Below are 18,640 nucleotides of genomic sequence, written 5' to 3' on the forward strand. Positions count from 1 at the left end.
CCAGCTAGCAACAGAGGTAAGCATGGAAATTTATTCAACAGAAGAACAACAAGAAGAAGCGATCAAACGCTTTTTCCGTGAAAATGGTTTAGCACTTGCAATTGGTATTGTTGCAGGTTTAGGTGGTTTATATGGTTGGAAAGCTTATAACCAAAACCAAATCACCACAGCTGAGAAAGCATCTGACTCTTTCACACAACTTGTTGAAAGCGGTGCCGTGCTAGAAAAAGCGGATACGTTTATTAAAGACAATGGCGAGTCAAGCTACAGCACGCTTACAGCATTTGTTGCGGCAAAAGAAGCCGTTGAAAAGAATGACCTTGATGCAGCAAGCGAAAAGCTGAACTGGATCATCACCAACGAGCAAAACCCTGAGCTTAAAGCAACGGCAACAACGCGCCTTGCTCGTGTTCACCTTGCACAAAAGCAATATGAGCAAGCGCTAACAACGCTAAACGCCCAGCTTCCAGCATCATTTGCTGCTGCAGTCGCTGAATTAAAAGGCGATGTTTATGCTGCACAAGGCGACAAAGATCAAGCTCGCAGCCAATACCAAGCTGCTGCTGATAATGGCGGCCTTGAAAACAATCCGTTATTACAAATTAAACTTGATGACTTAGCACAAACTAGCCCAGCGGCGTAAGGGGTTAAGATGAAGAAGTTAACAGCGGCAACACTTGCTCTGTGTATCGCAACCCTGACTGGGTGTTCGTCAAGTGATGACGAGGAAGAACTAGTACTGCCTGAAATTGTTAATCAATTTGAGACAGAAGTAGTTTGGCAAGAATCAATCGGTGATGGTGTTCAGCACTATTTCTCGCGCTTAACACCGGCTATTCATAACGATGTTGTGTATGTAGCAAACCGCGAAGGTGAAGTTGAAGCCCTATCGCTTGAAAATGGCGATACGCTATGGCAAACAGATGTGCGTGAAAACCCAGCTTTCTGGCCTTGGGAAACCACAGAAAGTGCCAAGTTATCGGGCGGTATTTTACAAGCTTACGGCAAAATCTTCGTTGGTTCTGAGCATGGTTACTTAACTGCTCTTGACCGTGAAACAGGTGAAATTGTTTGGCGTAAAACGATGCCAGGCGAAGTACTTGCTAAACCAGCTGCAGGCGACGGCCTAATTTTTGTAAACCTAGGTTCAGGTAAATTATTAGCTGTACACCCAGATACAGGTGAAGAGCGTTGGAGCTTTGAACAAGAAGTGCCACCTCTGACGTTACGTGGTCAAAGTTCACCAACTGTAGCCAACGGTGGTGTATTGCTAGGCCTTGAAACAGGTAAATTAAGCGTATTAATTTCTGAAAATGGTTACTCTGCGTGGAGTGCTGAAATTGCTTCTCCAAAAGGTGCGTCTGAGTTTGAACGTTTGGTTGATGTAGATACACAAGCATTAATTAGCGGTCCATATGCTTATGCAATCGCCTATAATGGTAACTTAGCAGCCGTTGATATTCGTTCGGGTAATGTTGTTTGGAAACGTGAGTACAGCAGCTACCGTGATTTATCGATGGATAGCCAGTCTATCTATGTTGTTGATAGCGATGGTGTTGTTTACGGTCTAGATAAAACATCAGGTATTGAGCGTTGGAGCCAACCGGCACTGCGCGGCTGGTACTTAACAGGCCCTACCGTGGCTGGTAAATATTTAGCACTAGGTGACCAAGAAGGTAACCTACACTGGTTAGACAAAGAAACGGGTGAGCTTGTATCGCGCGAAGACTTTGACAGCTCAGGCTTCTTTATTGAGCCAGTTGTTGCCGGTGACAAGTTAATTTTATACACCCGAGATGGTGAAGTTAGCGCGGTTAAAATTCCAAACTAACTTACTAATAGTAAACGTTATTTTTCTAAGGCTTCGCTTGGCGAAGCCTTTTGTTGTTTTTTTAAGAGGTAGTTTATGCTTCCCGTGATCGCTCTTGTTGGGCGACCCAATGTGGGCAAATCCACATTATTTAACCGTTTAACACGTACTCGTGACGCCCTCGTAGCCGACTTTCCAGGCTTAACACGAGATAGAAAATATGGCCAAGCTGATTACGATGGCTATGAATTTATCGTGGTAGACACGGGTGGTATTGACGGTTCTGAGCAAGGTATCGAAACTGAAATGGCTGAGCAATCGCTACTAGCGATTGAAGAAGCCGATATCGTGCTATTTTTAGTTGATGCCCGCGCAGGTATGACCGCCGCAGACCAAGCGATTGCTAACCACCTTCGTAAACAACAAAAGAAATGTTTTGTTGTGGCAAACAAAGTGGATGGCATTGATGCAGATTCATACTGTGCAGAGTTCTACCAGTTAAGCTTAGGCGACGTACATCACATTGCAGCGGCTCACGGCCGTGGTATCACGCAATTACTTGAAACAACTCTACAGCCTGTTATTGCAGAACTTGCAGGCGAAGCTGAAGAGCTTGAAGAAAGTGATGACGAATTGGTTGATCTTTACAGCGAAGATGAAGAAGGCGAAGACAACCAGCAAGCCTTTGCTGACAAGCCAGTAAAGCTTGCTATTATCGGTCGCCCTAACGTTGGTAAGTCAACACTTACAAACCGTATCTTAGGTGAAGAACGCGTAATCGTTTACGATATGCCGGGTACAACTCGTGATTCTATCTATATTCCGATGACTCGTAACGACAAAGAGTACATTCTTATTGATACTGCGGGTGTTCGTAAGCGTAAGAAAGTTAGCGATGTTGTAGAAAAATTCTCTGTGATCAAAACCCTTAAAGCGATTGAAGACGCTAACGTGGTATTGCTTGTGGTTGATGCGCGCGAAGGTATTTCTGATCAAGATTTAAGCTTACTTGGTTTTGCCTTAAACGCAGGTCGTTCATTGGTTGTTGCTGTTAACAAATGGGACGGCCTTGATGATTACGTTAAAGAACGTATTAAGTCTGAGCTTGACCGTCGTTTAGGTTTCATCGATTTCGCACGTTTACACTTTATCTCTGCTTTACATGGCACAGGTGTAGGTCACTTATTTGAGTCAGTAGACGAAGCATACGAGTCAGCAACTAAGCGTATTAGCACAGCGATGCTGCGTCGTATCATGGATATGGCACAAGCGGATCACCAACCGCCACTTGTTCGCGGTCGTCGTGTAAAACTTAAATATGCTCACGCAGGTGGCTATAACCCACCACGTATCGTGATCCACGGTAACCAAGTTCATGACTTACCTGATAGCTACAAACGCTACCTAATGAACTACTACCGTAAAGCATTAGGTATTATGGGTACGCCAATCAAAATTGAATTTAGAGAAGGCGATAACCCATACGCGGGTCGCACTAATAAAGTGACTTTATCGCAAAAACGTAAAATTCGTGCATTTGCGAAAGAAAACCGCAACAAGTCGTAATTTCTACAGCTAAGCTTTAAGTATTAAAAAAACCTTGTGAGTATGACTTACAAGGTTTTTTTATTACTAAAACTATGCTTTATTTAATAAACGAACAATAAATAGAGCAGCATAAATGGACTTTTTAAGTCAGGTTATTTACGTCGATAACGTAGAAGAAGTACTCGACTTTTACTATCAAGCATTTGGTTTAAGTACCAACCATATCAGTGACGATGCCGAATACGGTGAACTTGTGACAGGATCTGTAAAACTTGCTTTTGCGACCCACCCGCATGCGCAATCATACTTCAAGCAAGGCTATATTCGCGCCCATCCTAAGCAACCAGCTCTTGGTTTTGAGCTAAGATTCAGCTGCCATAATTTAGTCGAAAGTTACGATAAAGCTGTGCTTGCTGGTGCTGAGCCATTGTGCCCGCCAACTAAAAAAGACGCCCAGCATTATGCGTATGTTCGCGCTATTGAAGGCACTTTAGTGTGTTTAGTAGAAGATTAGCTTTTTGTAAGGTCCGTTTTTGTTAGGTCAGTATGCAGCTCAAGGGTTAACTCGCGTAATAACTCGATTCGCTCCAAACTCATATTTGAGCGTGCCATTAACTTAGCCGTTAATTCTTCAGCATCAACTTTAAGTTGTATGCCCTGCTCTGTTAACGAAATTACTTTTTTACGCTCATCTTCACTTGATACCTGACGAGTCAATAAACCTTTGCTTTCTAGGCGCTTAACTATTGGTGTTAAGGTGCCAGAATCGAGGTGCGTGTCATGAGAAAGTGCTTTTAAGCTCACTTGGTTATTATACCAAAGTGAGTGCATCACAATATATTGCGGATAGGTTAAGTCATAAGCTTCGAGGATTGGTCGAAACGCTCTGATCAACGCATTTGTTGCACTGTATAAAGTGAAACATACATTGTCTGATAACTTGTTGCTCATGCTGCTACCCTAAACTGAAATACAGCCGTATTATTGCCTTAATTTAGTTTGCGCGCAAATTATTTTTCGACGGTCTATTGCCTTTTATAGTAAAGATCATTAAATTGATCGCAAATAGTTTGCGCACAAATGTTTTGCGCAACTCATTAATTGATTCTAATACAGCAGATTCGAGGTTTATATGGCGACAAGTCAACAAATTCATTTAGTTTCACGCCCAACGGGTGTACCAACACAGGCTAATTTTGCGCAGGTAGACGTAACACTTCCTGATTTGAACGACGGCGAAGTGTTAATTAAAAATACCTGGATGTCAGTTGACCCTTATATGCGCCCGCGCATGATTGATCGTAAATCATATATCGCGCCATTTAACTTAAACGAAGTGATGGAAGCCGGTGCTATCGGCGAAGTAGTTGAATCACGCAATGATGACTTTCCTGTAGGAAGCAAAGTAAGTCATATTAGCGGTTGGCGTACCATGCACATTAGCAATGGCAGCGACTTAACATTACTGCCAAACGTGCCATTACCAGACCAACTATTTTTAAGTACCATGGGTATGACCGGGTTAACCGCATGGGCAGGTCTAACAAAGGTAATTAACCTAAAAGAAACTGACACTGTGTTTGTATCAGCAGCGTCAGGCGCGGTAGGTAGCATTGTTTGCCAAATTGCCAAGCTAAAAGGCTGTAAAGTGATTGCTTCGGTTGGCTCTGACGAAAAAGCACAAATGGTTAAAGCGTTGGGTGTTGATGCAGTAATTAATTACAAAACGGTAGCAAACCTAACAGAAGCCCTTGAACAAGCGGCACCACAAGGCATTGATGTGTACTTTGAAAACGTAGGTGGCGATCACCTTGAAGCCGCACTCAATGTAATGAACGATTACGGCCGTATTCCTGTATGTGGCATGATCTCAGGTTACAATAACGACACTGCACAACCTGGGCCAAGCAACCTGTTTTATATCAACTCGAAAAAGCTCACCATGCAAGGCTTTATCGTGATTGATTACTTTGATCAGTTCCCTGAGTTTATTGAACAAATGGGCGCGTGGATCAGCGAAGGTAAAATTAAATCTGAAGAAACGGTATACCATGGCATCGAAAATGCCGTTGATGCATTTCTTGGCCTGTTCGAAGGTAAAAATAAAGGAAAAATGCTAGTTAAGCTTTAACTCTTAATAGCTAATAAAGCCTGTATCTTAGTTGGTACAGGCTTCTTATTATCATTATCAGTCATTCAAAATCGATAAATAAGCAAGTTCTGCTAGTTTTTCTAATGATGACGTTGCATTAGACTCAGGCTTTTCAGCATGAACTGAGTAGCGCCTTTTCGGGATCTTAACTTGAATAAAACCATGATTATTGGCCATATCAATACGCAGCATTTCACGTTCTTTTGGCGTTAAATGATTTTCATGGATCTTTTCAAGCTCACCATGATCAAGCCAAATAGCAGCACAATTTGGACATTCGTCTATTTCAACCACTTTTAGTGGGGTGAAAAAGCGTCGCATCATCACTACATCAGGGCAATTCGGGCAATTAATTCGCTTTGCTAAATCAACACATTCTGTTGGCAGGGTTTGTAAATGAGCCACCAGCACTTGCGCGGGTTTTAAATTCGGATCGCTAAAGTGAAATATTTGTCGGTTATCAAAAAATACGCCACCGCTTTTTGATAAATACACGTTAACGTCGCCAATGCTCACTGCTTCAAGGGCTGTTTTAGTACGCGGGCAAAACATATTACATCCTTGTTTTTATAATTAATTTAGCGCTTTTATTATTAACGGTTTAAGCGGCTCAGGTAAGCTGATGTTACCAGCTAATACAAAGTCATGTGCTTCATTTGACATTTTTTGCCATGTTTTACGAATAATACCCAGCCATTTTTGTTCATCGTAATCAGGCTTACTACTTGCAAAATCAAGCATGTAATGCTCAATAAACACAAGGCTTGCGATGTCTTCAATCAATTGGCTATCAGGGTTTCGTTTTATGTTCTTTTTAGCAACGGCTGCGTATACGCGCTCACACTCTTCTGATGCGTAACCCGCCGTTTTCATAAGGGCTGTTACACGCTCGGCATGAAAGTCATATAAAGCCGTACGCCATTGATAATAACCTTGTTTACCCATAGGAAAATCACTGCGAGGAGAGCGCCAACGCTCAATATGTTGGCCTCGCGCAGCAATATGCATCAACTCATCGGCTTGTGGATTAAAGCGGTTTAGCATATCGGTCATACGCATTGCATATAAAGACTCTTTTGCTAGCTCTTGATCATCTTGTTTTACACGATTTGGGTCGACAGCATTCGCTGCATCTATCGCTTTTATAACGGCTTGGTACATAGTGTTTAATCTTACTTGTGCTTGCAATTCATTGTATTTAGGTACAATTATTTTTTTAACTTGCTAAAAATTCAACTAAAATTCTAGATCTTCGCTAGACAACCAGCTAACCCTAAACTAGTATTTTTAAAAGCAAGATTAGCACTTAAATACCTACTTAATTCAGAGACGCCATTGCGTAATATTACATATTTTTCGTTGTTATTTACTTCTTTTTTTCTCAGTTTCTGTTTATTTTCGGCGATCGCACTAAAAGTGTTTTACGATAGACAAGAAATGCATGAAATTGAGCAAAATGCAGCACTTAACAGTTACAGCAGTAACCTTGAAAAAGCACTTGATAGCGCACTCCTTGGTCCTTACCTTGTTCGCGCCGCGATGCGTGACTTTACATACACACAAACTGAATTCGAAACCCTTGCCACTGAGATATTAACTCATAGTGATGGTAGCCAAACTATTCAACTTGCACCAAAAGGGGTTATTCAATACAGCTACCCGCTAACCAGTCACGAGAGTGTGATTGGTGTCGACTTATTCAAGATGCAAAGTATTGAAAAGTCATTACAAACAGCCATTGATACTCAAAAAATGCAAATCGATGGACCTAAAGAGTTGGCTCAAGGTGGTCAAGGCTTAGTCGCTCGATTACCAATTTTTGATCAAAATGAGTTTTGGGGGTTTGCAATCGCGGTGCTGCGTTTTCCAGAATTTATAGCAAATTTGAGCCCTGAGACTACTTCACACCCTCACCTCTATGAGGTTTGGCAAAAAACAGCGAATAGCTACGCGCCGCTTTTAAATAACCACAGTTTTGAGCAAAGCCACTGGTCAACTTACAACCTCGATGTTGAAAATCAACATTGGGTTGTGGGTATTAAAGACGAGTTTGCTTATCGAGCGCATGTTGAATTTTTAGTATTACTACTCATAGCTCTGTTACTTTCATCGGTTAGCTGCTATTTGATTACGATTACTTGTCGGTTACGTGAGCATGAGCAAAACCTCGAAAAACTTGTGCAAAAGCAAACCTTAGAGCTGTCTGAACAGGCACTTGAATTAAAACAAGCTCAGTCACTCAGTGGCGTAGGCAGTTGGCATCTGTCGCCTGATAAAAGCATTAGGCAATTATCATCACAAGCTAAATCGCTATTCAAAGAACAAAGCAAAGCGCAATCAATTACTGATGTCTGTAAAAAAATCGATAGCTTTTATAAAAATTCGTTTTTAAATTTTATTCATACTAAGCCTAGTAGCCCAACTGAAATTGAGTACACGATTAAACTCAATGGAGAAAAACGCTGGTTTCATGAACACGCTGAATGGAACCCTAAAACTAACACCTTGGTTGGTACGATTAAAGACATAAGTGCTGAAAAACAACGCCAACATGAGCTTTACCAACAAGCACATTTTGACTCGGTCACTGGCCTTGCCAATCGCCATTACAGCGAAAAATATATCGCTAGTTTATGCCCTGAAGACCAATACAGTAGCGGTCTTACTTTATTGTGTGCCGAGATCAAAGGCTATCGTCAATTAGAAGATATTTACGGTCAAGATTACTTAAATGAACTACAGACAGCGATAGCTAACCGGCTAATTGAATTTTCTGACTTACATCAAGCGTTTTGCGCTCATATAAAACCTGGCTGTTTTTTAATATTACTAAAAGAAGCCATTTTTGATGAAAAGCTTGCCGCTCTATTAGATAAATTACAGCATCAGGTCGGCGGTATTATTGAAACCGCTGGTAGCGCTCATTTTTACCACTTATACATTGGCGTGGGTTATCCACACTTACAAAACATCGATGCGGCTGAGCAAATCAATACAGCCCTCATTGCGATGAATGAATGCCCCCGTACACAAAAAACATTTACTGTTTATAGCCAATCTCTGAAAGATAAGCTTATTGCACAAAGTAACCTCGAAAGTGATCTACGTCATGCGCTTGCGGCCAACGAACAGCTAAGTATGGTGTATCAGCCAATTGTAAACACTATAGATGGCACACTGATTGGCTGTGAAGCGCTTGTACGTTGGCAGCACCCTGTTAGAGGGTTTGTGTCACCAGTGGAGTTTATTGCAATCGCTGAGCAATCAGAGCTCATTAATTTATTATCACGTTGGATTGTTGCTAAGGTTGCTGAAGATTGCCACCGCATGGTTGATAACAATATTCGTATTAAAGTATCGATCAACCTGTCGCGTAAGCAGTTCTCTGATGTGCATTTAGTTAAACGACTCAGTAAAGAAAAAGCTAAGCTATTTCCGGCTAATCAAAAAATTAATCTTGAGATCACCGAATCCGCCCTATTTCAAAATACCCAGTACGCCATAAACCTAATGCATGAACTTAAATTAGCAGGTTTTAATTTATCACTTGATGACTTTGGAACGGGTTATTCATCACTGTCGTCGATTCAGCAGTTTCCGCTAGATAACGTTAAGATTGACCGTGCCTTTATTTGTAATTGCGTGGATAACCCACGTGATGGTTTATTTTTACAAACGATGAGCGATTTAGCCCATCAACTAGACTTAACGATTACCGCAGAAGGAGTCGAAAGCTCAGAGCAGTGGCAATTGGTGAGTGATAAAGGCATTGATTATATTCAAGGTTACTTAATTTCAATGCCCTTATCTATTGATGATTTTATAGCGTTTGACCCGGTTGCGTAAGATCCAAAGCCAAGCTTTGTTTTGGCTTTTCGATCATACGGGAAAGCTCTTTTTCGCCATCAAGGACAATAATGGTTGGCGTATACATTAAGTCATACTGTTTTGCTAACCCTGCAGGGTCTAGCTTGTCGTAGCCAACGGCCACTAGTTTAAGTGAGCCTAACTGCACCTTTGCAGTATCGAGAAGCTTCAAAAATCGAGGCACTTCACGTTTTGAGTCATGACACCAAGTGCCTAAAAACACCAAAACTTGCTTACCTTGCAGTGCTTTTATCGTGGTTAACTCTTCTTCACTCGGTGTGTATTCATCGTACTCTTCACTAAATGCAGAGTAGTCTTTAAGTAAGTCATCACGACTTATCTCTCCACTGTATGGAGCGGTACCTGCAAATGTCAGGGCAGAGAATAACAAAGCGGCGATATAAATTAGTTTTTTCATTTTTTTTGTTCTCAAGATATTTTCCTCACCTTAACCAATTTAGCAACAACACTCCAGCAGGCTTTGTGCAAAGAATCGTTATTTTTTGCAGGTTAAATTGGCATGTAAAGTAAAAACAAACTACTATATTAGATATATCTAATGTAAGGTTTTACTATGTTTTCCTTCAGAACAATTGTGATTTGTACTGTGTTACTTTCACCTAGTCTTTATGCCGAAACAAAATCAGCGACTCTAGAAACTCAAGCAGCGCAGCGAGCAACTGAATTTGCCACTACGCTTAAATCAGCTTTAGGAGCCGCAATCAAGCAAGGTGGTTTAGTCGAAGGAATTAACGTGTGCAAAATGCAAGCCCCGGCCATTAGCGATAGCTTATCAACTGATGGTTGGACGGTAGCACGTAAAAGCACTAAAAACCGTAATCCAAATAATCAACCCGATGAATGGGAAGCTGAAAAAATCGCCCAGCTGCTCGATATGATCAGAAACACTGAGAGCATCGACAATGTGACTTTTTCAACCAATAAAGATGGTCAATTTCGCTTTGCTAAAGCGATAAAAGTCGCGCCAGTTTGCCTCAATTGTCATGGCCAAACAATTGCGCCAGAAGTAAAACAAGCACTCAACGAACATTACCCAAATGATTTAGCCACAGGCTATCGGCTTGGTGATCTAAGAGGAATATTCTCTATTACCAAAACGCTCGAAACGCCTGAGCCATAAAATAAAAGCCTTGTACTCGCATAGTTTGCTCTTAGCCATTAAAATACCCTTTTAAAATCAACCATGGTGCCATTTATGTCTTTTCCTCCTTGCCCACAATGTAACTCTGAATACGTGTATGAAGATCAAAACAATTTAGTATGCCCAGAATGCGCTCATGAGTGGGATCCTAATGCGGTTGATACCGATGATGTGATCAATGTGAAAGATGCTAACGGCACCTTATTGGTCGATGGCGATAAAGTGACTGTTGCGAAAGATTTAAAAATCAAAGGCAGCTCACAAGTGATTAAAATAGGCACCAAAGCCGTGATTCGCCGCGTGTTAGACAAAAAAGACCACGAATTAGACTGTAAAGTTGATGGCGTTGGTGAAATGATGGTAACCGCTAAGTTTGTTAAAAAAGCTTAATAAGCAAATAAAAAGCCACACTGGTTTAAGTGTGGCTTTGGTATACATAACCTAGGGGGTTATTATTTAGCGGTAACAAATTTGCGTCGAGTTACCACCAACAAGCCTATTGCCAGACATGTAAGGAACGATAGCGAACCGCTACTTGATTTTTTAGACTCTGGCGCAACATTAATTGTCACCTGTTGCGACACACTTTGGCCGTATTCGTCTGTTGCTGTAACACTGAAAATAAGTGTTGTTGCTTCATCAAGCTCAGGCAAATTAAGAGTTAATACGCCTGCATTGTCGTCATTTAATGTAACATTCACGCCAGAAACTTGGCTCCACACTAACGAAGTGCCTTCATTTGCTGACGCAGTCAATACCAGTGTAGCTTCTTCTATTGCACTAACTATTAGGTTTTGTTCACCATTAACTGTCAATGTTATAGGGTCTATCACCTTAATAGATTCAGCGGTATAGCTATCAGTTTGCTGTTCTGACACTTCAAAAGACACACCAAAGTCAAGTTGAGATCCGACCATATCAGTAACATCTACCTGCATGCTAATGTCAGTTTGTCCGTTTAAGATCAGCTGAGTTTTTCCCTCTGTAGTAACGAGTTCTGCACCGTCTACAGAGAGTACTTCGGCCCCTTCAGTTAATAGAAACGATAGAACAGCCTCACTCGGAATTGATGAGCTATTAATCGTTATTTCATAACTCACCTGTTCACTACGTAATACAACGTCTGAATCTGCTTGAATACTTAATAAAGGGTTTGTAATAACAAAATCAATTGGGGTATCTGCAAAACGTTGTCCTGATTTTGTTTTTGCGGCAAGTACACCTAAATAACGGTCACCTGGTTTTGCATCTTCTAGCTGCCAATTCGCTTTGATAGAAAATGCGCCTTCTTCACCAGCAATTAACTCTGCAGTTAAATTGTCCATTGATTCATCCTGTAACGTAGCGACTGTAAAACGAACATCATCCACCGCATTTGCTGCAGAACCTTCAAAGTTGTGGATCACGATGTAATACACACCTGGCTCAGGTTGTAATAGGTCGCATTGTTCATTGGAGTCAACTCCTGCACTGATACAAATCATCTGATTTGAACCTTCATACGCGCTGACATCACCGTCTAAATCTTCATCTAGACCAATGTAAACATCTAAGTCTTTACTTGTCGTACTTTCGATATTTACCCAAACACGTTGCGTACTGTTGTTTACAACTAATGGCAGAACATAGCGATTGTCTTTTACATAGCTCCAATCCATATTGTAAGGCTGAGTTTCAGGCGCTTTTATTTGAATTTGATACTCTTCTACACGTTTCAGACCACGCGCAAGCAAAGTTAAATCATCTAACTTAGCACCGCTTTTAAAACCTGATACTTGAAGGCTACCTGCTGCACTATGAGTTTGCACTTGTTGTGCTTCAGGACCAACACCCGCAATAAAATTAACCACTGCTGGCAGTGTTAATGTATGGCTTGGCTCGCCATCTTTCAAAATTAGATGCCCCATTTGCACATCGGTATCCGAACTATAACTACTGCTTGCGGTGATGGTCAGCGTTTGCGTTTCCCCTTCATTTAATGTGAATGAGGCAGGTTCCGCTGTTAATGTAATATCGCCTACTCTCGCAGCCGATGTTACTTGCCAGGTCCCTTTACGGGTTGCCTTAAACGTTCGACTCCACTGACAACTAATAACACAAGCTTGATCTACAAGTTGTGCAAGATTGAGTGTTGCAGGGTTTCCGCCAGATTGTGGATCAGCCGCTAAATAATTTGCTTCTGTTTCGTTCAGTACAAGTCCTGCTTGTGCAGCATATTGCACCTGCAGCATACCGTTACCCATTTCATAAAAATTAGCTGGGGTTGGTTGTCCTGTATTGTCATCATCAACAAAAGCATTACTATCGGCAGTCATAACAATCGCAGATTGTGCTTCGGCTGGTGTCCACTCTGGGTGCAACGCTTCAATTAGCGCATATGCTCCCGCAACGTGTGGGCTTGCCATTGACGTTCCATCTAAAAATGCAAATTTAGCTTCAGATTTAGTGTTACTAAATGGCTGGTTTTCAGTGAAAGGTGCATAAATACTTACCCCTGGAGCGGCAATATCTAACGAAAAATAGCTATCGTAAGGAAGTCCTGGACCACGTGATGAGAAATACCCAGCAATAGAGCCAGCATCAGGATCGCTCACCATTTCACCTTCTTCGATTACGGCAATATGGTTGCTACCTTCTGCTAGCCAATTAACTAAACTCTGACCTTTAGTTGCATCTAAATGAATTGATGGCAGCACATGAAAATCATTATCTACCGTTTCACTGCCACCATCGACATTGATAAGTACTAAACCACCAGCGCCGCCAGCTTTAACATTTGAGCCTTTTGCCACACGCGCAATTTCACCGCGTCGACACACAACGATTTCACCATTAAAAGTACCAGCGGCAAACTCCGTTAAACAGTCACCATCACCAAAGTCAGCAGCATCCACTATTTCAGCTGTTAAACCACCACTGGCACTGCGGCCAACTAAAGGTGACAAACTAAAATTACCACCAGTGAAGCTGATCTGTTTTTCTGCAAAGGTACGGTCATGTGTGAACGCAGCAACCGTTGTCACCCAAGGTAAGTTTGCAGGGGTACCTATGGTGCCACTATCTGGCCCTGAGTTGCCCGCCGATGTCGCCACATGGACACCAAAGGTACGTGCATTTAAAAAGGCTTGGCTTTCAAATCCATACCAAGGATCTGTTGCAGAACCACCAACTGAATAATTCAGTACGCTTACACCATTTGCAATCGCATGCTCTACAGCTTGTAAAGTCAGCTCTGGTAAACAACCTACTAAATAATCATCGCTATTACCCGGATAACAAACCTGATAAGACACAATATTAGCGTGTGGTGCCATGCCACTTATTTGCTCGAAAGCGAAATTAGACTCTTTTCCTTCTGCATTATAAGCAGGTACATTTTTTAAGATATTACCTGCAACAGTACCCGCAACATGGCTACCGTGACCATTAAAATCAAACCCGATTTCCAAACGGCTTCCTAATTCATCATAGCGCTCTTCATCGATTGGCACTAAAGGATAGCCATTTAAGATATCGGCATAACTCACAATACCAATCAGTTTGCTATTACAAAATTCACTATGGGTTTGGCAGTCACCAAGGTATTGCCCATCGCCCAGTGGATTTACATGGGTATAACCGTCATCACCCCTTGCTGCAAAGCTTGGGTGATCAGCATTAATTCCTGTATCCATAATGCCGACAATGACGCCTTCACCTTTTGTCGCAACACCTGTCTCACCATCCCAAATAGCAGGAGCACCAACATAGCGAGGTCCTGAATCTGTGTGAAGATAATGAATTTGACGTTTTTCAACGCGCTTTATGCCAGTTTGTTTACGTAACACATTCGCCGCATTTTCTGACATACGAACGGCAGCACCATTCATACTGTACTGATACTGAAAGAGGGTATTAATTTTCTCACCAGCATGCAGGCTGGCTTGTTGTAAGATGCTTGTCTGCCCTGCTTTTAAATCAGCGGCATAATGTTTTACCGCTGGCATGCTGGCGTTCAGTCGCGACAAGCCCGAGAATTGGGATGATTTAGCAACCGATGGGTCTGAAAATTCAACTAGATACACATCATCACTAATTACAGCGCGACCTTTTAGCGCTGCAAGCGGTTGATAATTCAAGCGTGCATTATCATCACCTTCAACAGCTGAAACATGACTAACACTTAATAGGCCGACCATACTGGCTAAAATGGAAAGTTTTTTCATTATTTTTATTCCTTAATTCCAAATACTGCGGTGCGTTGAGCTCGCTTGAAGTACACCCATAACGCCATCATCAGCAAAATAAATAGACCCGTGCTACCACTTGATTTATGTGTGCTTTGTTCAGCTTCTTGGGTAACCACCAAGGTAAAGTCTTGAGATGTTTGGTGACGAGAGTCTGAAACACTAATGGTGAAATCATAGCTTGCCGCACTGCTCACGCTACCCGCTAACACACCGTCGTCGCTTAGTGTCAAACCAGCAGGTAAGTTGTTACTTGAAAATAATAATGTGTCACTATCAGCATCGGTAAATAACGCATTTATAGCGATATTTAGCGCTTCACCAGCACTAGATTGAAGTTGTGTATTTGCGCTGTCCACTAGCACCGGCGCGTTAATGTTCAAGCTGCTCACATTGACCGTAATATCTGTCGTTGAGCTCATGATCACGTTGTTATCGCGCATTTGCCCGAATACGCTCAACACATATTCTGAATTAGTCTCTGCATTTAAAGAAGCGGGGTTATTTACTAAAATGCGACCATCAGGCATTAAGGCTAGTGAATCATCAATAAGAGGGTTTGCTAGATAGAATTGATAAGTGCCAAAAATATCACCCGCTTCACCAGGCCCAATATTGAAGAAGTTGATAGACTCTAGTTGGATTTGGCCTACAAGATCACCCGCTTGCGCGCTCTCAAATACATCAAACTGCTGACCCGCAGATGGTTTAGCAATTGCACCTGACTGATCTGATAGCTTGGTTCTTGACCACATATGATAATCAGCGTTGTTGCTGAACAGCACAAATCCTTTACCGCATACAGCGCGATAGTCACAATAGCCATCATGCATAGCTGTTAAGTAAGCTTGCTCACCGGGTGCAAGAGTCATTTCGCTATGGTAATTTTCAACCGCTTGCGCGCCAGGTGCCTTACTTAATTTTACGTAATTTGCTTCGTTAGAGATTGATTCAATCTGATTACCAAACCAGTCATAGCTTATAGTCACCACTTTAGGCCCCATGTTGACTGGGTTAAATAATAAAGGCGCATCGCCTGTCGATGGAATTTGATCACGAACAGTTCGCACAAAATACCCTAGATTGCGATCAAACTCTTCTGCAGGTAAATCTTCGCGGATAAGTTCATCGGTACAATAATCAACGAGTAAACCTCGCGAGTCAGTTACAAATCGAATCGGCAAGCTTGACTGTTTTAAGTTTGCACTTGGATTCGATGGATCAGCTGCAATAGACGCATCGACATAATAAGCGGTAGGTACATTTTGCTCATCAATATCTATGAAACCATATAAAAGCAGATCCGCATTAGAGGCATAGTTCAGTAATGTTCCCGCTGCAGTGTCTGGGTACATTTCTAAGAATGATTCTCTAAAAATAAAAAACTCAATCGTACCGTTCATATCACTACGGTCGAAATACGTTCTAAATGCTAAGTCTTGTTTACTATGAAACGTTAAGCCTAAGCTTAATTTTTGCTTGCTCTCACATTGCTCCTCTGGCACAACTGCACTGGCTAGGTTTTCAATAATCATGCTACTTTTAGCACCATTTGCAGCTTCTGATATTTCGGTTTTGCGACCAACGGTCGGCAATACAGTGAATGTTGCATCGGTAGCAGAGGTATTTTCAAACGCTTGTTCGCGAGCAAAAAAGTCTTCAAATAAACTCTCACCCAGTGGATTATCGCCCGGTTCATTCAAGAAAACAGAACCGTAATACTCTTGATAAGTATCGTAATGAGCTTGAATACTCGTTGCCGGTCTTGCACGTAGCAACCAAGGCAGATGCATAGCTGACAGAGACTCATCATTAGACGCAGTTAGATGCAAATCACCATCGAGTTCAGTGGCACGCCAGTTCTTTAGGGTGTAGTCTTTAGCATCAACCAGAGGCCATTTTTCAAGTAAAGCGCCATCAATAGTCACTGACACAGGGAAGGTCATGGCACGATGAGCTTCAACCGTCACTGAACTTGGTAATTGCCATGTCAATGCAGCGTGCGAAGGGCCGCCTGTTTTTTGTGTTATCGATAAATCATAGGTAATTGCTTTGTCTGTTAGATTTTTAACATACACTTGCTCGGTTACTGTTCGCGTTTCATTGTCAGCAATATCAAGATTTCCTAAATGCAAAGACGGCTGACCATCTGGCAATGAAAATGCCACAGCTGTATTTTTTAAAGCCTCGGCTTGCTGTAATTTTCCTGCGCCGCTATGTGTTACTTCAGCTTGTTCTGAACCATCACGATTTAACACATTGCTATTTGCGCTATTCATCAAAATAGCTTTTACTTCTTGCCCTGTTAAGGCGCTATTTTCACTTTTAACAACCGCTGCAGCGGCTGCAACTTTAGCAGCGGCAAAAACAGCATCGCTTGCCGAAACCTGTTCACTCCCTGTGCCCACTAATGCCACCTGCACTGCGTCAGTCGAGTCGACTAAATCAGGTTTAATAGCATCAATGTCACCACGAACAGGACCATGTAATGAAGTGCTAGACATATAAATAGCACTGTCATCTTCAATTGATTGTGTTGTGCCTACAGATATTGCAGCTGGGGCTACAGCTTGAATAGGGGTTGCATAGTGACTCAATTGTTCACCACTGCCTTGTGGTACAATCACCACACTGCCTAAGGTTGCCGCTTTTTGAATGTTGACACCCAAACGTGCGTAGTCGCCAATCCAAACATCTTGGTTACTGTAATAACCAGGCCCAAAACCTGAGATATCTAATAAAATAATATCTGCTTTATCACTCGTATCTCCATCACCGTCTGGGTCCAATGCCCATTCAAGTGCTTGTGCGACAATATCAACAGTAGGCTGATATGGAACCACATTAGCCCCAACTTTAGAGGCACGGTATACCTTCGCAGCCCATAACTCAGCTGATGGTGCTAATTGATGGATGATTGAGGCTAATGCCGTACCTCGACTGCCACTTTCGCCATTCGGGTCGTATGCAGAATCAATTGGATTAAAGTCATGATAAGCCGCATATGACACACGCTCACCAAAAAAGTCCAATCCTTTGGTTACCACCGAGGTAGGGAAACCATCAAATGGCACATCCGCATATTTCCATGCTTTTTCATATGCTTCGACAGTCCCCTCTCCACCAAGAAGTTGATGAGTGTAATCGATACCGGTAGAAATAATCGCAACACTTACACCGCGGCCTAAGTCACTATCGACAACCTGCGACTGTTCAACTGCTGTAAGCGTTTGCTTAATCGTCATTGGTTTTGGTAAAGGCACTAGTCCCGTTGTTGCATGAACATGTTGTACACCCGGCATAGACGAAACTAACTCGGCTTGTTCAGCAGTTAAATTGACCGTTAAGGTATTCCCCAGAACTCGCCTTTGAGAGGCTAAGCTAATATCTGCAAACTCTTTTTTTAATGATTTAATAAAATCAGCTTGTTGCTCGGCTATTGCTTGAGTTTGATTTTTGTTTTGAATGGCTGAGCTTGCCACATCACTCAACACAATTAGGTACTGCTCTTTTTTGTTCGATGTTTTAATTTGCTCACCTGTTTGTGGTAAGGCAAACGCAGCAGAGCTGAGTAAACTTACACCACATAACAAGGAACAACCCCGTCTTATGGAATGAGATAAAAATCGCATAGTTATTCTCTTTTTGGTTATTTTTATGGTTAGGAGCCCAGTACTCCATTAACACCGGCTTGTTATAAAAGCCGAAACACGCAAACACCATCTTAAGAACCTCAAATTTTTATCTTTTTTTTATTTATTATTATTTTTCAACAAATTAGATGACCGCCGTTTATCTCAACTTTATTACTATAATATTTTTTAAATGTTATATTTGTTCACATTGCTGAAACTGAAGGCGCATTTTTTTAACTT

At 41.9% G+C, this 18,640-nt stretch carries 14 protein-coding genes; 8 read left to right on the forward strand and 6 right to left on the reverse strand.

Features of this window, described 5'->3' with window-relative positions:
- Window positions 1-22: 22 nt before the first annotated feature.
- The 4 genes from EXT43_RS19660 to EXT43_RS19675 all read left to right on the forward strand — a co-directional run bounded on the left by EXT43_RS19660 (window position 23) and on the right by EXT43_RS19675 (window position 3,872).
- The gene (locus EXT43_RS19660) at window positions 23-643 is read left to right on the forward strand and encodes a tetratricopeptide repeat protein (RefSeq protein ID WP_055022059.1); all 621 of its coding nucleotides are present in this window, start codon (window positions 23-25) and stop codon (window positions 641-643) included.
- Window positions 644-652: 9 nt separating this feature from the next.
- Window positions 653-1,831, forward strand: coding sequence for an outer membrane protein assembly factor BamB (gene bamB / locus EXT43_RS19665; RefSeq protein ID WP_062565865.1), 1,179 nt, complete (start codon window positions 653-655; stop codon window positions 1,829-1,831).
- A gap of 75 nt (window positions 1,832-1,906) precedes the next feature.
- The gene (gene der, locus EXT43_RS19670) at window positions 1,907-3,376 is read left to right on the forward strand and encodes a ribosome biogenesis GTPase Der (RefSeq protein ID WP_054553521.1); all 1,470 of its coding nucleotides are present in this window, start codon (window positions 1,907-1,909) and stop codon (window positions 3,374-3,376) included.
- Between the two features lie 115 nt (window positions 3,377-3,491).
- On the forward strand, window positions 3,492-3,872 hold the full coding sequence (locus EXT43_RS19675) for a VOC family protein (RefSeq protein ID WP_063527321.1): 381 nt from the start codon (window positions 3,492-3,494) through the stop codon (window positions 3,870-3,872).
- Here EXT43_RS19675 and EXT43_RS19680 read toward each other — a convergent pair.
- Window positions 3,869-4,309, reverse strand: a complete 441-nt coding sequence (locus tag EXT43_RS19680) for a MarR family transcriptional regulator (RefSeq protein ID WP_063529893.1) — start codon at window positions 4,307-4,309, stop codon at window positions 3,869-3,871. The two genes, EXT43_RS19675 and EXT43_RS19680, sit on opposite strands and share 4 nt — an antisense overlap.
- Window positions 4,310-4,490: 181 nt before the next feature.
- Here EXT43_RS19680 and EXT43_RS19685 point away from each other — a divergent pair, with 181 nt between their 5' ends.
- Entirely contained in the window at window positions 4,491-5,489 is a 999-nt protein-coding gene (locus tag EXT43_RS19685) for an NADP-dependent oxidoreductase (protein WP_130167750.1), read from the forward strand.
- A gap of 57 nt (window positions 5,490-5,546) precedes the next feature.
- On the opposite strand, the gene EXT43_RS19690 is transcribed toward EXT43_RS19685, so the two are convergent.
- Both EXT43_RS19690 and EXT43_RS19695 read right to left on the reverse strand, forming a co-directional pair.
- The gene (locus EXT43_RS19690; RefSeq protein WP_062565869.1) at window positions 5,547-6,062 is read right to left on the reverse strand and encodes a zf-TFIIB domain-containing protein; all 516 of its coding nucleotides are present in this window, start codon (window positions 6,060-6,062) and stop codon (window positions 5,547-5,549) included.
- A 21-nt stretch (window positions 6,063-6,083) separates the two neighbouring features.
- A complete protein-coding gene (locus EXT43_RS19695) occupies window positions 6,084-6,671 on the reverse strand; it encodes a DUF4202 domain-containing protein (RefSeq protein ID WP_063529895.1) in 588 nt (195 codons plus the stop codon).
- 255 nt (window positions 6,672-6,926) lie between these two features.
- Between EXT43_RS19695 and EXT43_RS19700 the strand changes: the two genes are divergently transcribed.
- Entirely contained in the window at window positions 6,927-9,356 is a 2,430-nt protein-coding gene (locus tag EXT43_RS19700) for an EAL domain-containing protein (protein ID WP_130167751.1), read from the forward strand.
- On the opposite strand, the gene EXT43_RS19705 is transcribed toward EXT43_RS19700, so the two are convergent.
- Window positions 9,331-9,795, reverse strand: a complete 465-nt coding sequence (locus EXT43_RS19705) for a thioredoxin (RefSeq protein WP_130167752.1) — start codon at window positions 9,793-9,795, stop codon at window positions 9,331-9,333. The two genes, EXT43_RS19700 and EXT43_RS19705, sit on opposite strands and share 26 nt — an antisense overlap.
- 156 nt (window positions 9,796-9,951) lie before the next feature.
- Between EXT43_RS19705 and EXT43_RS19710 the strand changes: the two genes are divergently transcribed.
- Both EXT43_RS19710 and EXT43_RS19715 read left to right on the forward strand, forming a co-directional pair.
- Window positions 9,952-10,518 carry a DUF3365 domain-containing protein gene (locus tag EXT43_RS19710; RefSeq protein ID WP_062565872.1) on the forward strand — a complete coding sequence of 189 codons (567 nt, stop codon included), beginning with the start codon at window positions 9,952-9,954 and terminating at the stop codon, window positions 10,516-10,518.
- 75 nt (window positions 10,519-10,593) lie between these two features.
- Window positions 10,594-10,929 (forward strand): zinc ribbon domain-containing protein YjdM, encoded by a 336-nt coding sequence (locus EXT43_RS19715; protein ID WP_055199035.1) that lies wholly within the window; start codon window positions 10,594-10,596, stop codon window positions 10,927-10,929.
- Between the two features lie 62 nt (window positions 10,930-10,991).
- On the opposite strand, the gene EXT43_RS19720 is transcribed toward EXT43_RS19715, so the two are convergent.
- The gene (locus EXT43_RS19720; RefSeq protein ID WP_062565873.1) at window positions 10,992-14,744 is read right to left on the reverse strand and encodes a S8 family serine peptidase; all 3,753 of its coding nucleotides are present in this window, start codon (window positions 14,742-14,744) and stop codon (window positions 10,992-10,994) included.
- 5 nt (window positions 14,745-14,749) lie between these two features.
- A complete protein-coding gene (locus tag EXT43_RS19725; RefSeq protein ID WP_082710924.1) occupies window positions 14,750-18,397 on the reverse strand; it encodes a S8 family serine peptidase in 3,648 nt (1,215 codons plus the stop codon).
- Window positions 18,398-18,640: the final 243 nt, after the last annotated feature.

Source organism: Pseudoalteromonas sp. CO109Y (assembly GCF_004208935.1).
Classification (GTDB): Bacteria; Pseudomonadota; Gammaproteobacteria; order Enterobacterales; family Alteromonadaceae; genus Pseudoalteromonas; species Pseudoalteromonas shioyasakiensis.